This window comes from Granulicella sp. S156 (assembly GCF_009766105.1).
Taxonomy (GTDB): domain Bacteria; phylum Acidobacteriota; class Terriglobia; order Terriglobales; family Acidobacteriaceae; genus Granulicella.
The window spans coordinates 122202-141329 of record NZ_LMUH01000020.1 but is presented as its reverse complement, the minus strand read 5'-3'; the positions used below and the strand labels follow the sequence as shown (position 1 = coordinate 141329).

Here is a 19128-nt window from a genome sequence, read left to right as displayed (position 1 = left end):
GGCCGCGTTCAGGCGGTCGTGTAAAACTGCGCGATATTGCGGAACTTTGTGTACCGTGCAGCGAGTAGATCGTCGATCGAAAGACGTTTCAGGTCGGCGAGATGCCGCTCCAACCGTTCATTGACCAGTTCCATCGCATAGGCCGGATCGTTCTGGGTGCCACCTTCAGGCTCACGGATCACATCATCCACGCAGCCTAGCCGTTGGACGCTATCGGCGGTGTATCGGAGAGCTTCAGCGGCCAGCTGTTTCTTGCTGGAATCTTTCCAGGTGATGGCGGCACAGCTCTCCGGCGTGATGACACTGTAGATCGCGTTTTCCAGCATCAACACGCGGTCGGCGACGGCCAGAGCCAGAGCTCCGCCGGAGCCTCCTTCGCCGGTGATCGTGGCGATGGTGGGGACCCGAAGGCGGGACATCTCGCGGATGTTGCGCGCGATGGCTTCGCCCTGTCCGCGCTCCTCGGCGCTGAGACCAGGATAGGCGCCGGCAAGATCGATGAAGGTGAAGACGGGGTGACCAAACTTTTCCGCTATCTTCATGGCGCGCAAGGCCTTACGGTATCCCTCAGGGTCGGGCATGCCGAATTTGCGAGCGGTGCGCTCTTTGAGGGTTCGGCCCTTGAGATTGCCGACCACCAGCACAGGTTCGCCGTGGAAGCGGGCCATGCCCGCAGTCATCGCGGCGTCGTCGGCGAACTGCCGGTCGCCGTGGATCTCACTGAAATCGGTGAAGAGCGCTTCGATATAGTCCATGGGATAAGGACGCTGTGGGTGCCGCGCGAGCTCGGTCTTGATCCAGGCCTCGGGCGGTGGTGTGGATGTACTGACAGACTTCTGCTGAATATTTTCGGCCATCTTTGTACCTTATCGATTGTATGCGATGGCGCGCCGTTAGAACTAGGAGCTGTTCCGGCGACTGAGAAGCGCAGGCCAGGAAAGATCGTAGCGCTCTCGAGCAAAGAGCAGGATGAAAAGCACGAGGCCGTACATCAGTTGTTGCGTCGCCACATTCCAGTCCTGCTTGAGGGTGATCCCGAACAACAACACGAACATGAGCAGAAAAGCGAGTGTAAGAGCCAAGCGGGTGAAGAGGCCCAGCAGAAGCAAGACTCCGATGACCAGTTCAACACATGGAACAACATAGCCAGTGGCGAGAGTGAGCGAGGCCGGCAGCGGGGTCGAGGCCATGTTTTTGACCATGCCCTGTGCGAAGCCCGGGAGGTGCGAACCGGTGAAGATTCGCGCAAACCCGTGGCCGAAGAAATCCAGGCCCGTGAGAAGACGGAAGAGGACGTATGCCTGATGTTGTTCGCGAGTTACAGCCGGATCGTTCATGAATGGTTGGACGATGAATTACTGATCCGGGATACTACAACTTCTACGGATATTGCAGGATCACACGCAGGCACTGTGCTCCTGCACTCAGCTGCACTGAGCCATTCTCATTGGCAGGCAGCCAGATCGTGTCTCCCGAAGCAAGGGTGTGTTCGTTCCCGGGAGTCTGGACCTTGGTCGTTCCAATGGAGACCAGCAGCGAGCGCTGGCTGGAGGCCGGTATCGTGCAAGGCGCGGTCGCAGGACACTGTGTCCGCTCGATCTTCAGAGCAGCGTCCTGAAACTCGGCTTTAGTGCCGGGTGTTGAGGGTTGAGCTGGAGCTTCGCTGCGAAAGACCTCTTTGAGATCGTCCGATGGAATGCGTTTCAGCTCGATGCGCAGAAAGTCGGAGGGGACATCGCCCTGGTTGGTGACACTATGGCGCTCCGCCATGCCAGGGCTAATGCGAAAGGCTCCCGTGTGCGTGGGCGGACGATGAGCCGTGAAACCATCTGCCCCCTCGTGCTTAAGATCGACTACTCCGGAGTCGTTCAGATACACATATACCGTCGGATAGGCAGAGTGGTCATGCATCGGCACGAACTCGTGCGGTGCGTAGTGCACGTGCATCACGATGATGTCGGGATTCTCAAAGGTCGTCTTGTAGTTTGGCGGCAGGGACTGAGTCTGCGCGAACCCACTACTGACGACCAGACACGCTGTGAGGGACGTCAGTATCTTCATCTTCATCAGATTACCTGTACCGCGCCGCGGCCGACGAGCGCTTCGACGCCTTCAATAAAGGCCACGTCAGCGGCGACATGGAAACCACCCGGTTCGAGCACAGCACAGAACTGGCCGGGCTCTTCCAGGTTGAGCAACAGCTTTCCGTTGCCCGGAGAACTAAGAAAGAGCGTGTGGAGCTTGTCCAACAGAGTCTCATCGTGGCTGTGCAGAGGAATCCGGATGCGAAGAGCATCCGGGAGCTTGATCTTGACGTCTTCAAGCGCCTGGATGCTGGAGATGGCTAGCTTCGGCGCAGAGTCCTCTTCGCCGCGCAGCGAGCCGCGGACGAGGACCGGGACGTCGATGCGGAGTTTTTCTGCGAGCTTCTCGTAGCTCTGCGGGAAAGCGATGAGGTCGATCTTGCCGACAGTGTCTTCTAGGAAGGCCTGCGCATACATCTCGCCAGAGCGTTTGGACTTTGCGACCTTCAGCCCGGTAATGACGCCGGCAATCTGTATCTCGTTTCCCTGCTCCGCCTGTCCGCGGCGGAAGACTTGGGGTTCAGGCTTCATCTCGCAAGCGGTCGCGGTGTCGACGACCTTCATGTTGCGGAGCTTCTCGCGGTACTTGTCCATGGGGTGACCGGAGACGAAGAAGCCGAGTACATCCTTCTCATTCTGCAGGCGAGTGTGCTCATCCCAGTCGGGTGCGGGCGGAAGCGCGTCTTCGCCACCAGCGGCGGAGGCGGGGCCGGGGTCGTCGAACATGCCGAAGAGACCGGACTGTCCGGCAGCAGCATCACGCTGCGACTTCTGCGCGCGCTCCATGGCTTTGTCGATCGCGGCGTAGACCCGGGCACGAGGGCCAAAGGTGTCCAGCGCTCCCGCTTTGCATAGCGACTCCAGAACACGCTTGTTCATCAGGCGCAGGTCGACCTTGGCGCAGAACTCCCACAACGACGCGAAGCCCTGATTCCCTGCCGCCTGCAGCTCTTCGCGAGCCTTGATGATCGAATCGATGGCGTTGTGGCCGACGTTCTTGATCGCGGCGAGGCCGAAGCGGATGCTGTCGCCTGCAGGAGTGAAGTTAGCGGCGGAGATCTGCACGTCAGGCGGAACGACCGGGATGTTGATCTCGCGGCACTCGCCGATGTACTTGACTACGTTCTCCGGCTTAGAGGTTTCCGAGGTCAACAGCGCAGCCATGAACTCAACCGGATAGTGAGTCTTGAGCCAGGCCGTGTGATACGCGAGCAAGGCGTAGGCCGCGGAGTGCGACTTGTTGAAGCCGTAGCCTGCGAACTGCTCCATCAGGTCGAAGAGCTGACCGGCACGATCCTTGGGGAACTTGCGCTGAGCAGCGCCGGCCATGAATAAGTCGCGCTGCTTGGCCATCTCCTCGGCGTTCTTCTTACCCATGGCGCGGCGCAGCAGATCGGCGCCGCCCAGCGAGTAGCCGGCGATGACGCTGGAGATCTGCATGACCTGCTCCTGATACACGATGACGCCCAGCGTCTCGCGCAGCAGAGGCTCAAGCTCCGGCAGAAGGTACTCAACTGCGCGGCGGCCCCACTTGCGTTCGATGAAGTCGTCAATCATGCCGCCCTGGATAGGGCCGGGACGATAGAGGGCGTTGAGCGCGGTGAGATCTTCGACCGTGGTGGGCTTGTAGCGGCGCAGAACGTCGCGCATGCCGCCCGATTCAAACTGGAAGACGCCGCTGGTGAGTGCGCGATGGAAGACCTTCTCGTAGGTCTCGACGTCGTCCAGCGCTATGGTCGCCATATCGACATCGACGCCGCGGTTGGATTTGATCAGCTTGAGCGCGTCGTCGATGACGGTGAGCGTCGTCAGGCCGAGGAAGTCCATCTTCAGCAGGCCCATTTTCTCGACGGCCTTCATGTCGTAGCTGGTGACGATGGCGTCGTCCTTGGTGCGCGTAACGGGGACGAGTTCGGTGAGCGGCTGGGGCGCGATCACAACACCGGCAGCGTGAACGCCCGCTCCGCGCACGAGGCCTTCGAGGCGCAGGGCGGTGTCGATCAACTCCTTGATCTTGGGATCTTCATAGGCCTGTGCCAGAGGAGGCGAGTCCTTCAGCGCCTGCTCGATGGTGATGCCGATGGTGGCGGGGATCAGCTTGGCGATGCGATCGACTTCGCCGTAGGGCATGTCGAGTGCGCGACCGACGTCCTTGATGGCGGCCTTCGCCGCCATCGTGTTGAACGTGATGATCTGCGCGACCTGGCCTTCGCCGTACTTCTCACGTACGTACTTGATGACCTCGCCGCGGCGATTCATGCAGAAGTCGATATCGACGTCAGGCATGGAGATGCGTTCGGGATTAAGGAAGCGCTCGAAGAGCAGATCGTTCTGCAGAGGGTCGATGTCGGTGATCTCCATCACGTAAGCGACCAGCGACCCTGCAGCGGAACCACGGCCAGGGCCTACAGGGATGCCCTGCTGCTTGGCATAACGGATAAAGTCCCAGACGATCATGAAGTAGCCGGGAAACTTCATCTGCTTGATGCAGTCAATCTCGCGATTCAGGCGCTCTTCATACTCGGCCAATGTCTTGCGCAGCTTGCCGGTGTTTTCAAGGTGCTTGATGGCCGTATCACGACGATGGCGCCAGCCGGCGCGGCAGACCTGCTCGAAGTAGCTGTCAAGATCTTCGCCTTCAGGAACGTCGAACTTCGGGAACGGGTTCTTAACGGCCTTGAGCTCAAGCTGGCAGCGTTCCGGAAACTGCATCGTCCGGGTGCAAACCTCAGGAGCGTGCGCGAAGAGACGGTGCATCTCGTCGGCCGACTTGATGTAGAACTCCTGCGTGTCGAACTTGAACCGCTTGGGATCGTTCATGGATCCAGCGGTCTGCACGCAGAGCAGCACCTCGTGGGCGCGCGAGTCCTGGTCCTCGATGTAGTGCGAGTCGTTGGTCGCAATGAGTGGGATGTCGAGGTCTTTTTCGAGACGGAACATGGCCTCGGTGACAGCCTTGTCGGGTTCGAGACCGTGGTCCTGGATCTCAAGGAAGAAGTTGCCGCGACCGAACATCGTCTCGTAGTCGCCGGCGGCCTTCTTGGCCTTCTCGTAGTCCCCTTCCATCAGGTGCTGGCTGACCTCGCCGGCGAGGCAGCCGGAGAAGCCGATAAGGCCTTCCGTATGTTTGGCGAGGAAGTTTTTGCTGACGCGCGGCTTCTTGTAGAAGCCATGCAGCGCGGCTTCACTGGTCAAGCGGACGAGGTTGCGGTAGCCAGCTTCGTTTTCCGCCAGGATCAGCAGGTGGTTGTACTTGGAATTGGGATCGGCGAACTCGCGGCGATGGTCCTCTTCTTTGCAGACGTAGAGTTCACAGCCGAGGATAGGCTTGAGGTTCTTCTTCTTCATCGCGTCGAAGAAGTGAACCGCGCCATAGATGTTGCCGTGGTCGGTCATGGCAGCCGACGTTTGGCCGATCTTAGTGAGGTGTTTGGCCAGCTTGTCGACGTCGCAGGCTCCATCGAGGAGGGAGTAATCGGTATGAAGGTGGAGGTGCGTAAACTCAGCGGCCATAGGGCTAGTTTACTGCTTAGTCAATGCCCAGCTAACTGAGGAAAAGGTAGCCAATTCTTTCAAGAGGTTATCGAGCTTCGTTATGACAGCAAGTTTCAAGCAGCAATAGCGGAAGATTCTTGATGTTTCGGACGGCCTCCCTTGCGACCGTTCGCGCGTGAAGACCTCCTCTTTGCGATGCTAGTTGCGGCGCCCCCTTTGGCCCCAATTTCTGCCATCCACTTTCGGGTTCCATAGATGCCTTGCAGAAGTGCGGGAACATAGAGGTCTACATCGAGAGCCGACCAATGCAGCCCCGTGCCATTACCGAGAATCTCAATCTGCGAAAGCTGCTGTCGTGTCGCTCCCTGCAATCCTTGCAGGTCTTCGCGCGGGAGAACGCAGCGATGCCCGTCACTCATCTGCAGTATCAACAGATCGAGTCCTGGCCCTGGCCGATAAACCACACTGATTACTCGCGGTTCATTCGCCAACGCTTTCGCGCGCGAGATCGCCTGATCGATTTGAGTGTCCGTGGTAACTACCCTATGCGTTGTCATGATTCTTCTCCCAGAGTTCCACCAACTCGTCAAAGTATGCTGCTGCTGCGGACAATATCTTTTTCACATCCGAGCGCTTAGCATTTGGCGGGCGAACCGCGTCTGCACGCTCCGCCAATGCCGCATTCCCATCGAGCAACAAGTCTACGATTACCTCAATCCCACCCGTAAATCCATGCACGTGGCGTGGCAGATGGTCGTTTGGATATGCCACGAAGAGGACACCGCCAAACTTGGTGGAACCCATGAATATATCCTAACCTAAGCAGCTTGGGTATTGCCGTACTTTAGCTAGACAAGGCGTTTCGCAAGCTGGACATAAAGATCCACGCATTCCAATAGCTCTTTCTTGCTGATCTTCTCGTCCGGCGTATGCGCGACATGGATGCTTCCCGGCCCCAACAGGAACGGCTCACCCCAGTTGGTCAACGAGGGGATGTCAGTGGTGAACTTCGCGACCATTGTCTCGAAGCCTTCGAGGGTACGCATCTGGATGAACGGCAGCTTCAGTGAGAAGTTCACCTCGCAGCGGCCAGCAGCAGCCTTGAGGATTGCAGCCTGAGTCTCTTCCGCTGGACCGACAAGACGGATCAGCAGGTGCGCTTCGGCTTTGTCGGCAATGACGTTGGGAGCTACGCCGCCTTTGATAATGCCGACATTCATCGTCGAGTCACCAATGCCCTCGATCACGGGCAGCGGAAGCGCCTGAATGTCGTGCAGCGCCGCAAGCAGCTTGTCGATGGCGGAATCGCCGAGCTCCGGGTAGGCGGAGTGCGCCATCTTGCCGTGAGCATAGAGCTCGACGCGCAGGCAGCCCTTGGACGCAACGGCGAGACGGTTGTCAGTGGGCTCGCCGTTGATGAGGAAGCGCGAACCGCGCGGATTCTCGTTGGCGATCTTCGCGCCGGCTGAGTCGCGCTCTTCGCCGACGACGAAGAGTAGACCCACGCGGACACCCGCGGCACGGAGCTTCTCGGCAGCGGCAACCTGCGCGGCGATGATTCCCTTAGCATCACAGGTGCCACGGCCATAGAGAAAGTCGGCGTCCTCACGGCAGGGGCCGAGGAATGGCGGGACGGTGTCCATGTGGGTCGAAAGCACGATATCCGGGGTAATTCCCTGCTCAACGGCGTAGACGTTGAAACGCGGGCCATTGCCACCCCCGGGAGTTTTTGCAGGGTCGGGCTGGGGAACGGGTTGGCGTTCAACTGCGTAGCCCGGCTTCGCCAGGAAATCGGCGAGGAATTCGCCCGCCGGAGACTCATAATAGGTGGTCGATTCGATGTCGACGAGTTGCCGCGTAAGTTGGATAGGATCGATTGCCATGCGAGTTCAGAATACCCGAGGCGGCGTAAATGAAAGTGAATGCGGCGGGGATGGGCTGCAATGCTGCTGCCAGCACCTTTTTCTAACGCAGAGGGCGCGGAGGAAAACGCAAAGGACTCAGAGGATTCCGTGGCGGCCTCCGCGAAACCTCTGCGCCCTCTGCGTTAAGGATTTTGCGGTTGCTTGTTCTTCGTTCGTGTTTGCGTGGACGCCCGATAAACTAGTCGTATGTCTGAAGCCGTTCCGTTCCAATCCCATGTGAAAGCTGTCGAAGACCTGCGCGGACCAGCAGGTCGGCTTGAAGCCATCCTCAACACAGGTAGCGAGAACGCGCTGTATGCCGCAGTCGTGGCTCATCCGCATCCACTGGGCGGCGGTACGATGCACAACAAAGTTGTTTACCACGCCGCAAAGGCGTTCTCCAGCTTCGGTTTGCCTGTGCTGCGGTTCAACTTTCGTGGGACTGGCCTCAGCGAAGGGGTGCATGACGAGGGGCGTGGTGAAGTCGACGATGTGCGCGCAGCGCTCGACTGGATGGTCGATAGATATCGGCTACCCATACTGTTTGCGGGTTTTTCTTTTGGGTCGAACGTCGGCTTTCGCGCCTGCTGCGGGGATGCGCGTGTTCACGGGCTGGTAGGCCTGGGGCTTCCGGTAAGAGCGGAAGGGCGTGATTATAGCTATGGTTTTTTACCCGCGTGCGGCGCCGCGCCGAAGCTCTTCATCAGCGGCGACCACGATGAATACGGCCCTAAAGACGTGCTGGAATCGGTATTAGCCTCGGCGCAGGAACCTAAGCGTGTGATTTGGGTAGAGGGGGCGGACCACTTCTTTGCGGGGACTGCTCAGTCGCCAGCTTCCAAGCTGGGCACCATGAACGCCGGAATCCGGCTCTGGCTCGCGGAGGAGTTTGGCTTGTAGTGCGGGGCCGGTGTTTCGGTCCGCGACATCCAGGCGGCAATCAAGCCTGCGGTAAGCTCGGGCTGCTCTTCGGCGGGACGATGTCCGACTCCCGGCATGACATGCAGCTCCGACTGCCGCAAGTGCTCACGGAGCTTTGAAGCTGTGCCCACCGGAACAGCCCGGTCGCAGTCCCCCCAAAGAATAAGCGTGGGTTGCTTGACCGGCTTGTGCAGCAAACGGCGAAGGTCTGCCATATCTTCCTGCCACGTACCGAGGAGGCGCAGTAGATGCGACATGGTGCCGCGGGTGCGCAGGTTTTCGCGATAGGGCTTCAGGCGCTCGGGAGTATCCCAGCTCTGCGGTCCCGCCATGCGGCGCAGGCCCATCATCTGGAACCACTCTGGGAACCAGGGCATGGTGTAGGCAAAGAGTTTGCCCGGAAGCGTGAGATAAAACCGAATCAATGGGTTGGCGTCTTCGAAGTACGGATGCGCCGGGCCGAGAAGGACCAGCGACTGAACCCGATTAGGAGACGTGCGTGCGAGGCGCAGCGCGACGGCTCCACCGTGTGAATGTCCTACCAGGCAGGGCTTCTTGAGGTCGAGCGCATCGAGAAATCTTTCGATGAAGGCGGCTGTTGCAGGCATGCTGGCAGCAAGGTCGTCGCGGCGTTCGGAGAGCCCGGAGCCGGGCATATCGAGCGCGATAACGTGCCAGTCACGCGGCATTTCGGCGAGCAATGGCTGGAAGGTTTCGGCCGACCCCATAAGCCCATGCAAGAGGACAAAGGTCTGCGTCCCCTCCGTCGCTGCACCCTGTTCGAGGTACGAAAGACGTAGGCCGTCCAGATGTAGATGGCGGCGTTCCAGCATGCGGCTTACGATCTTTGGATTGAACTGCGACGGGAACCAGCACTTCGGCGTTGGCCGTACTTTGTTTCTGCGCAGACGGCGAATGTAAATTTCCATCGCTCGTTATGTTAAGAATACGTGAAATTAATTCAGTCGCCAAGTACATATATTCACCCTTCCGATGCAGCAGGAGAGCGGAGTTGGGGTCAAGCGGTTTTGGGAGGTGCAGAATCACATCGGATTCTGCAAAATAAAGACGACAAAATACGGCAAAATAGAAGAAGAAGTGGAACTTAGGCTACCGAAAACCGTATTTGCTTATGAATCCACGAATATCGTTATTCAAAAACCTCGTAAGTATTCGCCATTGCAACAAAAAGGCATTTGGCCCCTTGGTTGCTATAAAGAAATTGATGTTCGTTGTCGGTTAAGAGTGTCCGTGTGAAAAGTGGGTCCCAAACTCGTCTGTTGGCCATACTGCTCGCGGTGGTTACGCTCGCCGCGATTGGGCTGTCAGTTGCCAATCTGATGCAGTGGCGCAGCTACGATCCGCCCACAGATGGGGTTCACTGGACAGAGACAGACGGCGGTTTGCGGGCATACATTGTTCCGACCGGCACACCGGGAGACCGTGCTGGTATCCGCAAGGGAGATATGCTTGTCTCCATTCGTGGTGACGATGTCCCCACCAACGCCCCAGGAACCAATCTTCCTCTACCAAGATTTGGCACCAGCTTTCGTCATGGTGAGGACATCACTGCTACTAGCGGGACTGACCTTCCTACCCCCAAACTTGGCAGCTTTCGCGGCGGCGATGTTCTTCCTACCGAAGCCGACGTGCCTACCCCCAGGCTTGCCCCCTATGAGCGAGAGATCGAGCACATAGGCGTCTGGAGAAATGCGACCTACTCTCTGCTGAGAAAGACGAGCAAAGACGGCAGGCCGGTGATCCAAACGATTGCTTTGACCTTCACCCTAGAACCAACCGATCAAATCGACGGTTATGTTCTACGGTTTATCGCGCTGGTGTATCTCGCTATTGGTCTTTACGTTCTGTTCCGGCGCTGGACAGCTCCGAAGTCCACTCATTTTTATGTCTTCTGCCTGGTCTCATTCATCCTTTACGCCTTCCAGTACAGCGGCGTTTTTGATGGCCTGGACCATGTGATTTTGTGGACGAAGTATCTGGCCACGGCGCTGCAGCCAGCGCTATTCCTGCATTTCGCAGTCAGTTTTACGGGGGAGGGTTCACGGCGAAGAAAGTGGCGGCTTTTCTATGCGCTGCTCTATCTGCCGGGTGCAGCGTTGTTGGTGTTGCGCTACCTGTCCTTTTACAGGTGGTCGGCGACCGAGCAATTACAGCATCGTCTCGACCAGATCGATTACGGCTACCTTGCCGCCTATTACATCATTGCGGCCTTCGTTTTCTGGATACGCTATCGGCGTGAACAGCAGCCACTGTCGCGGCAGCAGCTGAAGTGGCTCTCCCGTGGAACCTTGATGATGGTGGTTCCCTTCACCGCCTTCTACGTGATTCCGTTCCTGTGGAATGCGAATGTTCCCAGCGCGCTCGCGAAGGTCGCGATGCTGTCGATCATCCTGCTGCCGCTGACGTTCAGCTGGGCGATCGTGCGGTATCGCTTGATGGACGTTGACCTGATCTTCAAGCGCGGCGTCACCTATACGCTGGCGACCGCCGCGCTGGTAGGCCTTTACTTCGGGGTCGTGGGCATTACGGCGAAGATGGCGTCCGCCATGGCAGCCGATCGTATCCCGCAGAGCCTTCGGGAATGGGGTCTCGTGGCTGCCATCATCATCGCAGCGTTGATCTTCGATCCACTCAAGCGGGCCATCCAGGGGCATGTCGACCGCATCTTCGACCAGAAGCGTCTTGATTACCGCGAGACACTGGTTGCGTTTGGCCGCGAATTGAACGCCCAGACAGATCTCGGTACGCTCGTAGGGTCCATCGTCGAGCGTCTGCCGCAGACACTACTGCTGACGAGAGTCGCCGTATTCCTGGCCGACGACGATCTGCCGGGAATACGTACGAACTTCAAGCTGATTGCCTCGCACGGTCTGTCGACCGCAATCCGTGGCGCCAGCGGCCAGTTCGACCTGGAGTTTCTTGACTTCGATCGTCGTGACGCGGACAGTCACATCTTCTTTGAGAGCCCGCAGGCGGTACTCCGGCTGCCCGAGACACAACGCCAGACCGCAGCGACGCTCGATCTCAATTACTACGTTCCCTGTCGGGCCGCGAGGCACGAAGGCAGCGGACTCAGCACCATCGCAGTGCTTGGCCTGGGGCGTACGGGCGAAGGTGATTTTCTTTCCAGCGAGGATGTTGAACTGCTCGAATCGCTGGCCGGCTACATCGGTATCGCGATTCAGAACGCGCAGCTCTACCGGCGGCTGGAACAGAAGATCTTTGACTTTGAACGCCTGCGCGACTTCAACGAGAACATCGTCGAATCCATCAACATCGGTGTGTTTGCCGTCGATCTGGAGGACCGGATCGAGAGCTGGAACGCGCAGATGGAAGTGATGTACGCAACGCCACGGGCCGATGCGTTGCGCCGGCCGCTGAACGATGTCTTCCCTGCCGAGTTCCTGCAGGAGTTCGATCGTCTGCGGGCCGAGCAGGGCGTCTGTACGCTCTACAAGTTTCGGCTTCCAACACCAACCGGCGAGTCCCGCACAGCGAACATTACGATCGCTCCACTGCTCAATCGCGACTTCCATGCCGTAGGCCGCATCATCATCATCGATGACATCACCGACTCCATCAACATGGAGAAGCAGCTCACGCAGTCGGAGAAGTTGTCCTCCATTGGCCTGCTGGCGGCGGGTGTCGCGCACGAAGTGAATACGCCCTTGGCGGTTATCTCCAGCTACACCCAGATGCTCGGCAAGCAGCTTCGCGGCGACGAAGCCAACCATGCTCGCTTACAGCCGGTGCTGGAGAAGATTACGCAACAGACCTTCCGTGCCTCCGAGATCGTGAATGGTCTATTGAACTTCGCACGCATGGGGACCGTGGACTTCGCGCGTGTCGATCTCAATGCCATGCTGCGCGATACGTCGCTACTGCTTGAGCACCAGTTGCGCTCAAGCCGCGTTGTCGTCGAGATGAACCTCGACCCGCAGCTGCCGGCCATCTCCGGCAATCTGGGTAAGCTGCAGCAGGTCGCCGTCAACATGATCATGAACGCGAAGGATGCCCTGCAGGACAAAGGCGCGGGCCGCATCAAGATTTCTACCGCGCGAACGTCTGATGGAATAGAAGTCCTCTTTGAGGACGACGGCCCGGGGATGCCTCCTGAGGTATTGCGCAAGATCTACGATCCGTTCTTCACCACCAAGAACAATCCCAAGGAAGGCCAGCGCAAAGGCACAGGACTTGGACTCGCAGTGACCTATGGCATTGTGCAGGAGCATGGCGGAACGATTGAAGCAGTCAGCACGGTTGGCGAAGGTACGGTCTTCAAGTTGTTGTTTCCCGCCATCGATAACGAGGGTCCGCGCCCCAATGGGACCACCGCCGGTCTGGAAGGAAAAATAGTACATGTCTAATGCCGCTGTACCAGAACGAATCGCACCTGAGTCTACTTATGCAGGAGGTGGTGCGCGCAGTCAGCGGATTCTCATCATCGATGACGAAGCGGGTATTCGCGACTCGCTGGAGACCCTTCTGACGCTGGAAGGTTTTACGGTCGAACTCGCCCCAGACGGTCCTTCGGGACTCGATCTTCTGGCGCGCCACGCGTATGACCTGTTGCTATTAGACCTTGCCTTGCCCGGCGATAGTGGCATCGACCTGCTGCCACGCATCAAGTCCCTGGTGCCAGAGCTCCCGGTCATCATGATTACGGCCTACGGCACGGTGGGCAATGTCGTTGACGCCATCCGTGCTGGAGCTTCCAACTTCGTCCAGAAGCCCTGGGACAATGAGAAGCTGCTGGCCGACATTCGTGCTGCGATCGGCCGCAACGTTGCCGAGCAGGAGGTAGTACAACTCAAGCGCACGCTGAAGCAGCGCTACTCCTTCCAGAACATTGTCGGCAAAAGTGATGTCATGCTGCGACTCTTCGACATGGTGGCGCAGGTGGCCCCCAGCCGTTCTACTGTGCTAATCCAAGGCGAGAGCGGTACGGGCAAAGAGCTTATCGCGAAGGCCATTCATGCGAATTCGCCACGCCGCGATCACGCTTTTATTCCGGTCAACACAGGTTCTGTGCCATCGGACCTGTTGGAGTCCACGTTGTTCGGCCATGAGCGTGGAGCCTTCACCTCCGCGGTCGCCGCGAAGAAGGGCCTCTTCGAAGTCGCCGATGGTGGAACGCTCTTCCTCGACGAGATCGGCACGATGAGCATGGACATGCAGGCCAAACTGCTGCGTGTGCTCCAGGACCGCCGCTTCATGCATCTGGGCGGAACGCATGAGATACAGGTGGACGTTCGCATCGTCGCTGCCACGAACGTGAACCTGCAGAACGCGGTAAAGGAAGGCCGTTTCCGCGAAGACCTCTTCTATCGCTTGAACGTCATCTGTCTTGACCTACCGCCACTTCGCGCTCGGAAAGAAGACATCCCTTTGCTCGCGGTGCACTACCTGAAGTTCTATGCGGAAGAGAACGGCTTCCCTGCACGCGTGCTTTCGCCTGAAGCTCTGCGCGTGATGATGGACTACGAATGGCCCGGCAATGTGCGCGAACTAGAGAACGCAATGGAGCGTGGGGTCGTGCTCTCGAGCAGCACAGAGATCACGCCAGAGCTGTTGCCCGCACAACTCCGCGGCACAAGCTACTCGACGAGCCTGCTGGAACAGAAGCCCGACACATCGCTGTTCGATGTGATGGAAGAGATCGAGCGTCGCATTATTGCCGACCGTCTTGAGCGCTGTAACTGGAACCAGACCGAGGCAGCGGAGTACTTCCGCATTCCACTCTCGACGTTGAACCAGAAGATCAAGCGACTCAATGTAGAGGTCAAGAAGCGCGTCCGGGATTAATGGTGGGCTGCACTCGATGACGCACCGCTAGAGCGGAATCCCTATAGATGTACCCAGTGACGATCATTTGATGGGCACTTTTCCCCTCGGAAAGTGCCACTTCTAAGCTCTTTCCGAGGGGATAGGAATAGGGATTCTGCTCTAGTTCAATACCCAATGCTGTGGTGCCAATCCATTATCAGTCCATATCTCTAACTGTGTTCCTGGAGTGGACGAGCCGCCTGTGTCGTCCAGGGGCAAACCGCCTGCGCTGTTCTGGAGCTTGTACTGGCCGTCTCCGAGATCCATGAATAACCAGCTTTGATTATTGTTCCCCACGCAACCCCACAAGCTGACCAGATTGCCGGGCGTAGTACTGCCACCCGTATCGTCCACGCACAAACCTGTGTACTGGTTCTGAATGCTGAAGTAGCCGTTACCTTGGGCATGCACAACCCAGTTCTGGATGGTTGAACCTGTGCATGTCCAGAGGTCAGCCGATGTGTTGTTTGTCGTGCCCCATCCATAGTCATCGAGGCATAAGCCTGCCTGCTGGTTCACAAAGGAATGAGTAGAACCGTCAACCGGCTGTTGATTCCAGGCTTCGCTACCGAAATAACTTACGCACTGGTTGCTGCTGTTGTAGGCGCTTGCCAACTCGAGGATGCTTGATCCGTCGGTAGCCGGCAGAAGAGCTGAGGAGTAGTTCGGGCAATAGTTGTCGTAAGCGTTAGGAACCTGGACCGGCGCAGCAATCGTATACCAGGGGCCCGAGCCATCACTGCTGAGATTTGCAAACAGTACCTGGCCATTTTCAGCAGACTGGGCGCCAGTTGACTCAAACATTACCTGGCCCACCAGCAGGAGTGCCCCATTGCTTGAAATGACGGATGGGCTCCATGCATTTGTGGGCGCGTGTTCGAAGTACTGGCCTGAAGCTGTCTGGACCTTCGTTCCTGTGTTTGAAGCTGTCCCAAAGTTCCAGCCATCTGTCGAAGTTCGATAGAAGACCGTGCATGCCGCCGGGCCGCATAGTTCATAGCTCATAAAGTAGGTGCCACTTGGCAGCTTCGTCACAACTGCCATTCCTGGCCGGTCGGACGATACGGTGCTTGCAACTGTGTTTGTTTGATCTTGCCACGAGGTACCGTTATACGTACGAATCTGGGCCAGCTTCTGACTGCAGCAGCTATCTGTTTCGTCGGACCAGAACATCGCCAGGGCACCATCATCCGCAATCTCGAACTGCGGCTCCCACAATCCATGGGAAGAGTCACCGCCTTCAACAGGCATAGAGGAATAGGCCCAGCTATTTCCCTGGTCGGTGCTGGTGTACACCTCAATTGCCGGTGTTGAGCCCGCAAAATAAGAGGCTGCATACAGCAGCGTTCCTGCCTGCAGGCTTCCCACGGTTTGCGGCACCTCATATAGAGTTCCGCAGCATCGTTCCGTGCTACCGCTCTGCGTGGGCACAGTTCCCAGGAAATTGAAACTACTTCCCCCGTTCGTACTCAGGAAGATATTTCCGTTGGTGCTAGCCACAATCTCACCGTTCACAGCGGGAGAGCCATGCGCCAATCGCACCAATCGAGGATACAAAGTGCTGTTCGGAAGGAAAGTTCCTGTTGCAGCCTGAGCATGCGCCAGCTTCATTGGAAGCAGACTGAAGAGGATTACAGCAAACAAGGTTTTTAAGAAGCTGGTACAAGCGTTGTGTCCCATGGTCGGCATCGTCTCTCCGGGTTCAAAATGTCCGAAGCGCTCGCAGCCCTCAAAAGAATTCAGGATGCATTACTGGGAGCGCCTACTTTGACCTGACAAGTTAACGCCGCGATTTCGCCACTGACAATAGGGCATGTGTACTGTATTGCTGTAGGAGGGGTCACTACACCAAACGTCAAAAATCGTACGCTAAGGAAATCGGATCACTCGTTGGAGGCTGCAAAGGGTCGCAACGGTCTGAAGGCACCTTTCCTGAGCCGTCCTGTAGCCTGCCAGGTGTAGTCACCGATCAGGTTGGACGTGCTCCCAGCCGATGGGTGAGAGATGGGCCAGGGCCTCGTCGATGGCAATCCCATGGCCTTTCAGGGCTGCAATAGCGCGTTCCAGATAGACCGTGTTCCAGAGGATGATGGCAGCGACCATTAGATTGAGTCCACTCGCCCGATAGCGCTGGTTCTCGAAGCTGCGGTCGCGCAGGTCGCCTTGGCGATTAAAGAAAACCGCGCGGGCAAGCGCATCCCTCGCCTCGCCCTTGTTGAGGCCAACCTGGACACGCCTGCAACTCGAAATGTTGGGCTTTGAGCCTGCCCTGAGATCATTGCGTAAATGATCGTTTGCGCAACACCCGGGATGTATTCCTGTGGCTAGCCTTTCAGTTCCAGGTGTTCTAGCTCCTGCAGTTGATGTGCATACCGTTTCGCAAAGCGCAAATTATTCGGTATTGCGAGCAGGGCGAAGAAGAAAAAGAGCGCTAGCTGAATGGTCTGGCTGCGAATTGCGGATGGGTCAGCAACCATGCCACCGATGCAAAGTAGGATAAAGCCAGGCATTACGACGGCTAGACGTGACCAGAATGAACGACCGCGATGAAAGTCACGCTCGCGCTTTAGCTCGGACCTGTAAAGGTTGGTTTGAGCGGCCAGGTCCGCATTCGGTGCGATGTGCTTCGGCCTCCCGGTCACAAGCTGAAACAGCATGTAGAGCATAGCGACAACGAGCAGAGCGCACCCTGTTTGCTGCAGAGCATTTGGTGCATGTAGGAAAAACCTCCCGAAGAAGAGCGCCATCCCCACAACCATTACGCAGCCTAACCGAGTTCTCTGATTCATTCTGTCGGCAAGCACCTTTGCCGCAGCAGGAATATCGGAAAGACTTGCAGGTCGAATCGTCTGGCGTACAAAGAGCACTCGTACACTTCCGATTGCCCAAAAGAACGCTTTCCACTCACTGCTAATGGAATCCAGTTCGGCTAGCATTGCCTTCGCCCAGCTCTGCGTAGCGGGTGAAGATAGCCAGACCACAGTTCTTAGCGTGTTCACAGCCAGCCGTCGAAGAATGGTCATTAGGCTATTACCTCGTTGTACCCCAGATCACGCCCAGGAGCACCCTGAGAAATTATCTGCTCTTGCGCATAGCGCAAACCGTCTTCTGTGAGCTTGTAGAGATGACGAGGAGGTTTGCCAGTCTCTGCCATCTCCCAGCTCGTTTGCAATAGTCCATGGTCCGCCAATCGCATCAGGATGGGATATAAGGTGCCGGACTTCAATCCGGTGTTCCGGCTGATGTCGTAGCCGTATTTCCAGCCCCGAGGATCTTCCAGAAAACCACTCAAGACGATCAACGTCTGTGGTGACTTGCGTATCTTCATAACTGTAACTCTACATATGTAGACTTACAGCTGTCAACTGTCGGGGATGTGCTCAGTTCAACCGAAGGGTTAGCGTACGATTTTTGACGTTTGTTGTGGTGCCCCCTAGGACCACCTCACAAACACTCTATGGCTAGCACTGTAAGCTGCTGCAAAAAAGATGCCCCTTCAGAAGTCTGTCTATGCGCCAGACTCCTGAGAGGGCATCCGTATTGGTCAAAGCTTTTGGTAAGGCCACCGGCTCTTCTGCTATGAGGTTGCCACCGTATGCTCGAGGACGGCTGTAGCGGAGTCGTTCTTGTAGAGTGATCCTTCCTTCATGATCACGTGGAGGTTTTTTGTATGCACCACAAGATCGATATCCTTTAGCGGGTCGCCATCGAGCAGAAGCAGATCGGCGATATAGCCTTCCTTCACCTCACCGAGCTCTTTGCCCAGGCCCATTACCTGCCCACCGATGCGCGTGCCGCACTGCAGAGCTTCGTTGGGGGAGAAGCCGAGCAGATCGACGAAATGCTTGAGGTCTCGCGCATTGTCGCCCTGCGGTGACTGCGCGAATCCATAGTCGCCTCCGATGAGAATGCGCACTCCCCGCTTGCGGAGTTCCGTATAAACTTCCGCCGTGGTGTCGATTACGCGCTGCATCTGCCGGCCAACTTCGGAGTCGCGGTGGAAGCCGAACTTCTCGCCCTCATAGAGCGTGCTGTAGATAATCCCTATCGCCGGTCCCACGAAGATCCTATCCTTCGCAGACTCCAACAGGTCGATCGCTTCCTTGTCCGCCGACTCGCAGTGATAGATCACGTCCACGCCGCAGCGAACGGCACGCTTCACGGATTCCGCCGACCGCGCATGGCAGTTCACCTTCTTGCCGAAGTCGCGTGCCACATCGACGGCCATTTGTATCTCGTCTTCGCGCATCACGGTAAGGCCGCCATGCGCTGCTGGACTGAGATCGTCCCCTGAGATGTTCACCTTGATGTTGTCTACTCCCTCACGACAACACAGGCGAACGACCTTCTTGATGTCTTCGACGCCGTCGGCGATCATGCCAAAGCTTTCGTAGTACATATGCGCTTTGCGTTCGTCGCCTAAGCCTCCGGTGACGGTGATCTCCGGGCTTCCCGCGCGGATGCGTGGGCCAGGAAACTCTCCCGCATTGACGGCATTGCGGATGACGACATCAAGCCGCAGCTTTGAGGTAGCCGCGCTATAGGCGCTGGTAAAGCCATGGTCCAGCAGGGTCTTCGCATTCCGTGCCGTCAGCAGCATATGCTCTTCCGGCGGGATGTTCCCCAGATCGGAATCATTCACAGCGCCGCCGAATGAGATGTGCGCATGGCCTTCGACGAGGCCTGGCATCAGCGTTCTGCCGCGAGCTTCGATCACGGTAGCGCCATCTGTGGCAAGCCGCTCAGGCGCGCGGGCGATGGTCTTGATCCTGGAACCTTCAACAAGGACGTCTGCCAGAAATGCGGGAGCGCCGCTCCCATCCCATACACTGGCACCGCGAAAAAGAACTCGATTCATACTATGTACCTCCTGCGAC

At 57.5% G+C, this 19128-nt stretch carries 15 protein-coding genes and 1 pseudogene; 3 read left to right on the top strand and 13 right to left on the bottom strand.

Going from position 1 to position 19128, the window contains the following annotated elements; translation table 11 throughout:
• Positions 1 to 8 precede the first annotated feature (8 nt).
• The 7 genes from GSQ91_RS15305 to GSQ91_RS15275 form a co-directional block, all read right to left on the bottom strand.
• Positions 9 to 857, bottom strand: a complete 849-nt coding sequence (locus GSQ91_RS15305) for an acetyl-CoA carboxylase carboxyltransferase subunit alpha (RefSeq protein WP_158822631.1) — start codon at positions 855 to 857, stop codon at positions 9 to 11.
• Positions 858 to 899: 42 nt separating this feature from the next.
• Complete coding sequence (locus tag GSQ91_RS15300) at positions 900 to 1337, bottom strand: DoxX family membrane protein (protein ID WP_158822630.1); 438 nt, start codon at positions 1335 to 1337, stop codon at positions 900 to 902.
• A gap of 43 nt (positions 1338 to 1380) precedes the next feature.
• Positions 1381 to 2067, bottom strand: coding sequence for a cupin domain-containing protein (locus tag GSQ91_RS15295; protein WP_158822629.1), 687 nt, complete (start codon positions 2065 to 2067; stop codon positions 1381 to 1383).
• Complete coding sequence (dnaE, locus tag GSQ91_RS15290; protein WP_158822628.1) at positions 2067 to 5597, bottom strand: DNA polymerase III subunit alpha; 3531 nt, start codon at positions 5595 to 5597, stop codon at positions 2067 to 2069. The genes GSQ91_RS15295 and dnaE overlap by 1 nt, the downstream gene beginning before the upstream one ends.
• A 95-nt stretch (positions 5598 to 5692) precedes the next feature.
• Positions 5693 to 6136: a DUF2442 domain-containing protein gene (locus GSQ91_RS15285; RefSeq protein WP_158822627.1), complete on the bottom strand. Its 444-nt coding sequence runs from the start codon at positions 6134 to 6136 to the stop codon at positions 5693 to 5695.
• On the bottom strand, positions 6123 to 6383 hold the full coding sequence (locus GSQ91_RS15280; protein ID WP_158822626.1) for a DUF4160 domain-containing protein: 261 nt from the start codon (positions 6381 to 6383) through the stop codon (positions 6123 to 6125). The genes GSQ91_RS15285 and GSQ91_RS15280 overlap by 14 nt, the downstream gene beginning before the upstream one ends.
• Positions 6384 to 6427: 44 nt before the next feature.
• Entirely contained in the window at positions 6428 to 7462 is a 1035-nt protein-coding gene (locus GSQ91_RS15275) for a M20/M25/M40 family metallo-hydrolase (RefSeq protein WP_158822625.1), read from the bottom strand.
• A gap of 228 nt (positions 7463 to 7690) precedes the next feature.
• Between GSQ91_RS15275 and GSQ91_RS15270 the strand changes: the two genes are divergently transcribed.
• Entirely contained in the window at positions 7691 to 8383 is a 693-nt protein-coding gene (locus tag GSQ91_RS15270) for an alpha/beta hydrolase (RefSeq protein ID WP_158822624.1), read from the top strand.
• On the opposite strand, the gene GSQ91_RS15265 is transcribed toward GSQ91_RS15270, so the two are convergent.
• A complete protein-coding gene (locus GSQ91_RS15265; protein WP_158822623.1) occupies positions 8308 to 9333 on the bottom strand; it encodes an alpha/beta fold hydrolase in 1026 nt (341 codons plus the stop codon). The two genes, GSQ91_RS15270 and GSQ91_RS15265, sit on opposite strands and share 76 nt — an antisense overlap.
• A 324-nt stretch (positions 9334 to 9657) precedes the next feature.
• Between GSQ91_RS15265 and GSQ91_RS15260 the strand changes: the two genes are divergently transcribed.
• Both GSQ91_RS15260 and GSQ91_RS15255 read left to right on the top strand, forming a co-directional pair.
• The gene (locus tag GSQ91_RS15260; protein WP_158822622.1) at positions 9658 to 12792 is read left to right on the top strand and encodes an ATP-binding protein; all 3135 of its coding nucleotides are present in this window, start codon (positions 9658 to 9660) and stop codon (positions 12790 to 12792) included.
• The gene (locus tag GSQ91_RS15255) at positions 12785 to 14230 is read left to right on the top strand and encodes a sigma-54 dependent transcriptional regulator (protein WP_158822621.1); all 1446 of its coding nucleotides are present in this window, start codon (positions 12785 to 12787) and stop codon (positions 14228 to 14230) included. The genes GSQ91_RS15260 and GSQ91_RS15255 overlap by 8 nt, the downstream gene beginning before the upstream one ends.
• Positions 14231 to 14371: 141 nt before the next feature.
• Here the strand turns inward: GSQ91_RS15255 and GSQ91_RS15250 are convergent, their stop codons facing one another.
• The 5 genes and pseudogenes from GSQ91_RS15250 to GSQ91_RS15230 form a co-directional block, all read right to left on the bottom strand.
• Positions 14372 to 15940 (bottom strand): RICIN domain-containing protein, encoded by a 1569-nt coding sequence (locus GSQ91_RS15250; protein WP_158822620.1) that lies wholly within the window; start codon positions 15938 to 15940, stop codon positions 14372 to 14374.
• Between the two features lie 194 nt (positions 15941 to 16134).
• Positions 16135 to 16489: pseudogene (locus tag GSQ91_RS15245) on the bottom strand (Tn3 family transposase); the annotation flags it as partial.
• Positions 16490 to 16575: 86 nt separating this feature from the next.
• Entirely contained in the window at positions 16576 to 17274 is a 699-nt protein-coding gene (locus tag GSQ91_RS15240) for a hypothetical protein (RefSeq protein ID WP_158822619.1), read from the bottom strand.
• The gene (locus GSQ91_RS15235; protein WP_158822618.1) at positions 17274 to 17579 is read right to left on the bottom strand and encodes a PadR family transcriptional regulator; all 306 of its coding nucleotides are present in this window, start codon (positions 17577 to 17579) and stop codon (positions 17274 to 17276) included. The genes GSQ91_RS15240 and GSQ91_RS15235 overlap by 1 nt, the downstream gene beginning before the upstream one ends.
• A gap of 249 nt (positions 17580 to 17828) precedes the next feature.
• Complete coding sequence (locus GSQ91_RS15230) at positions 17829 to 19109, bottom strand: amidohydrolase family protein (protein ID WP_158822617.1); 1281 nt, start codon at positions 19107 to 19109, stop codon at positions 17829 to 17831.
• Positions 19110 to 19128: the final 19 nt, after the last annotated feature.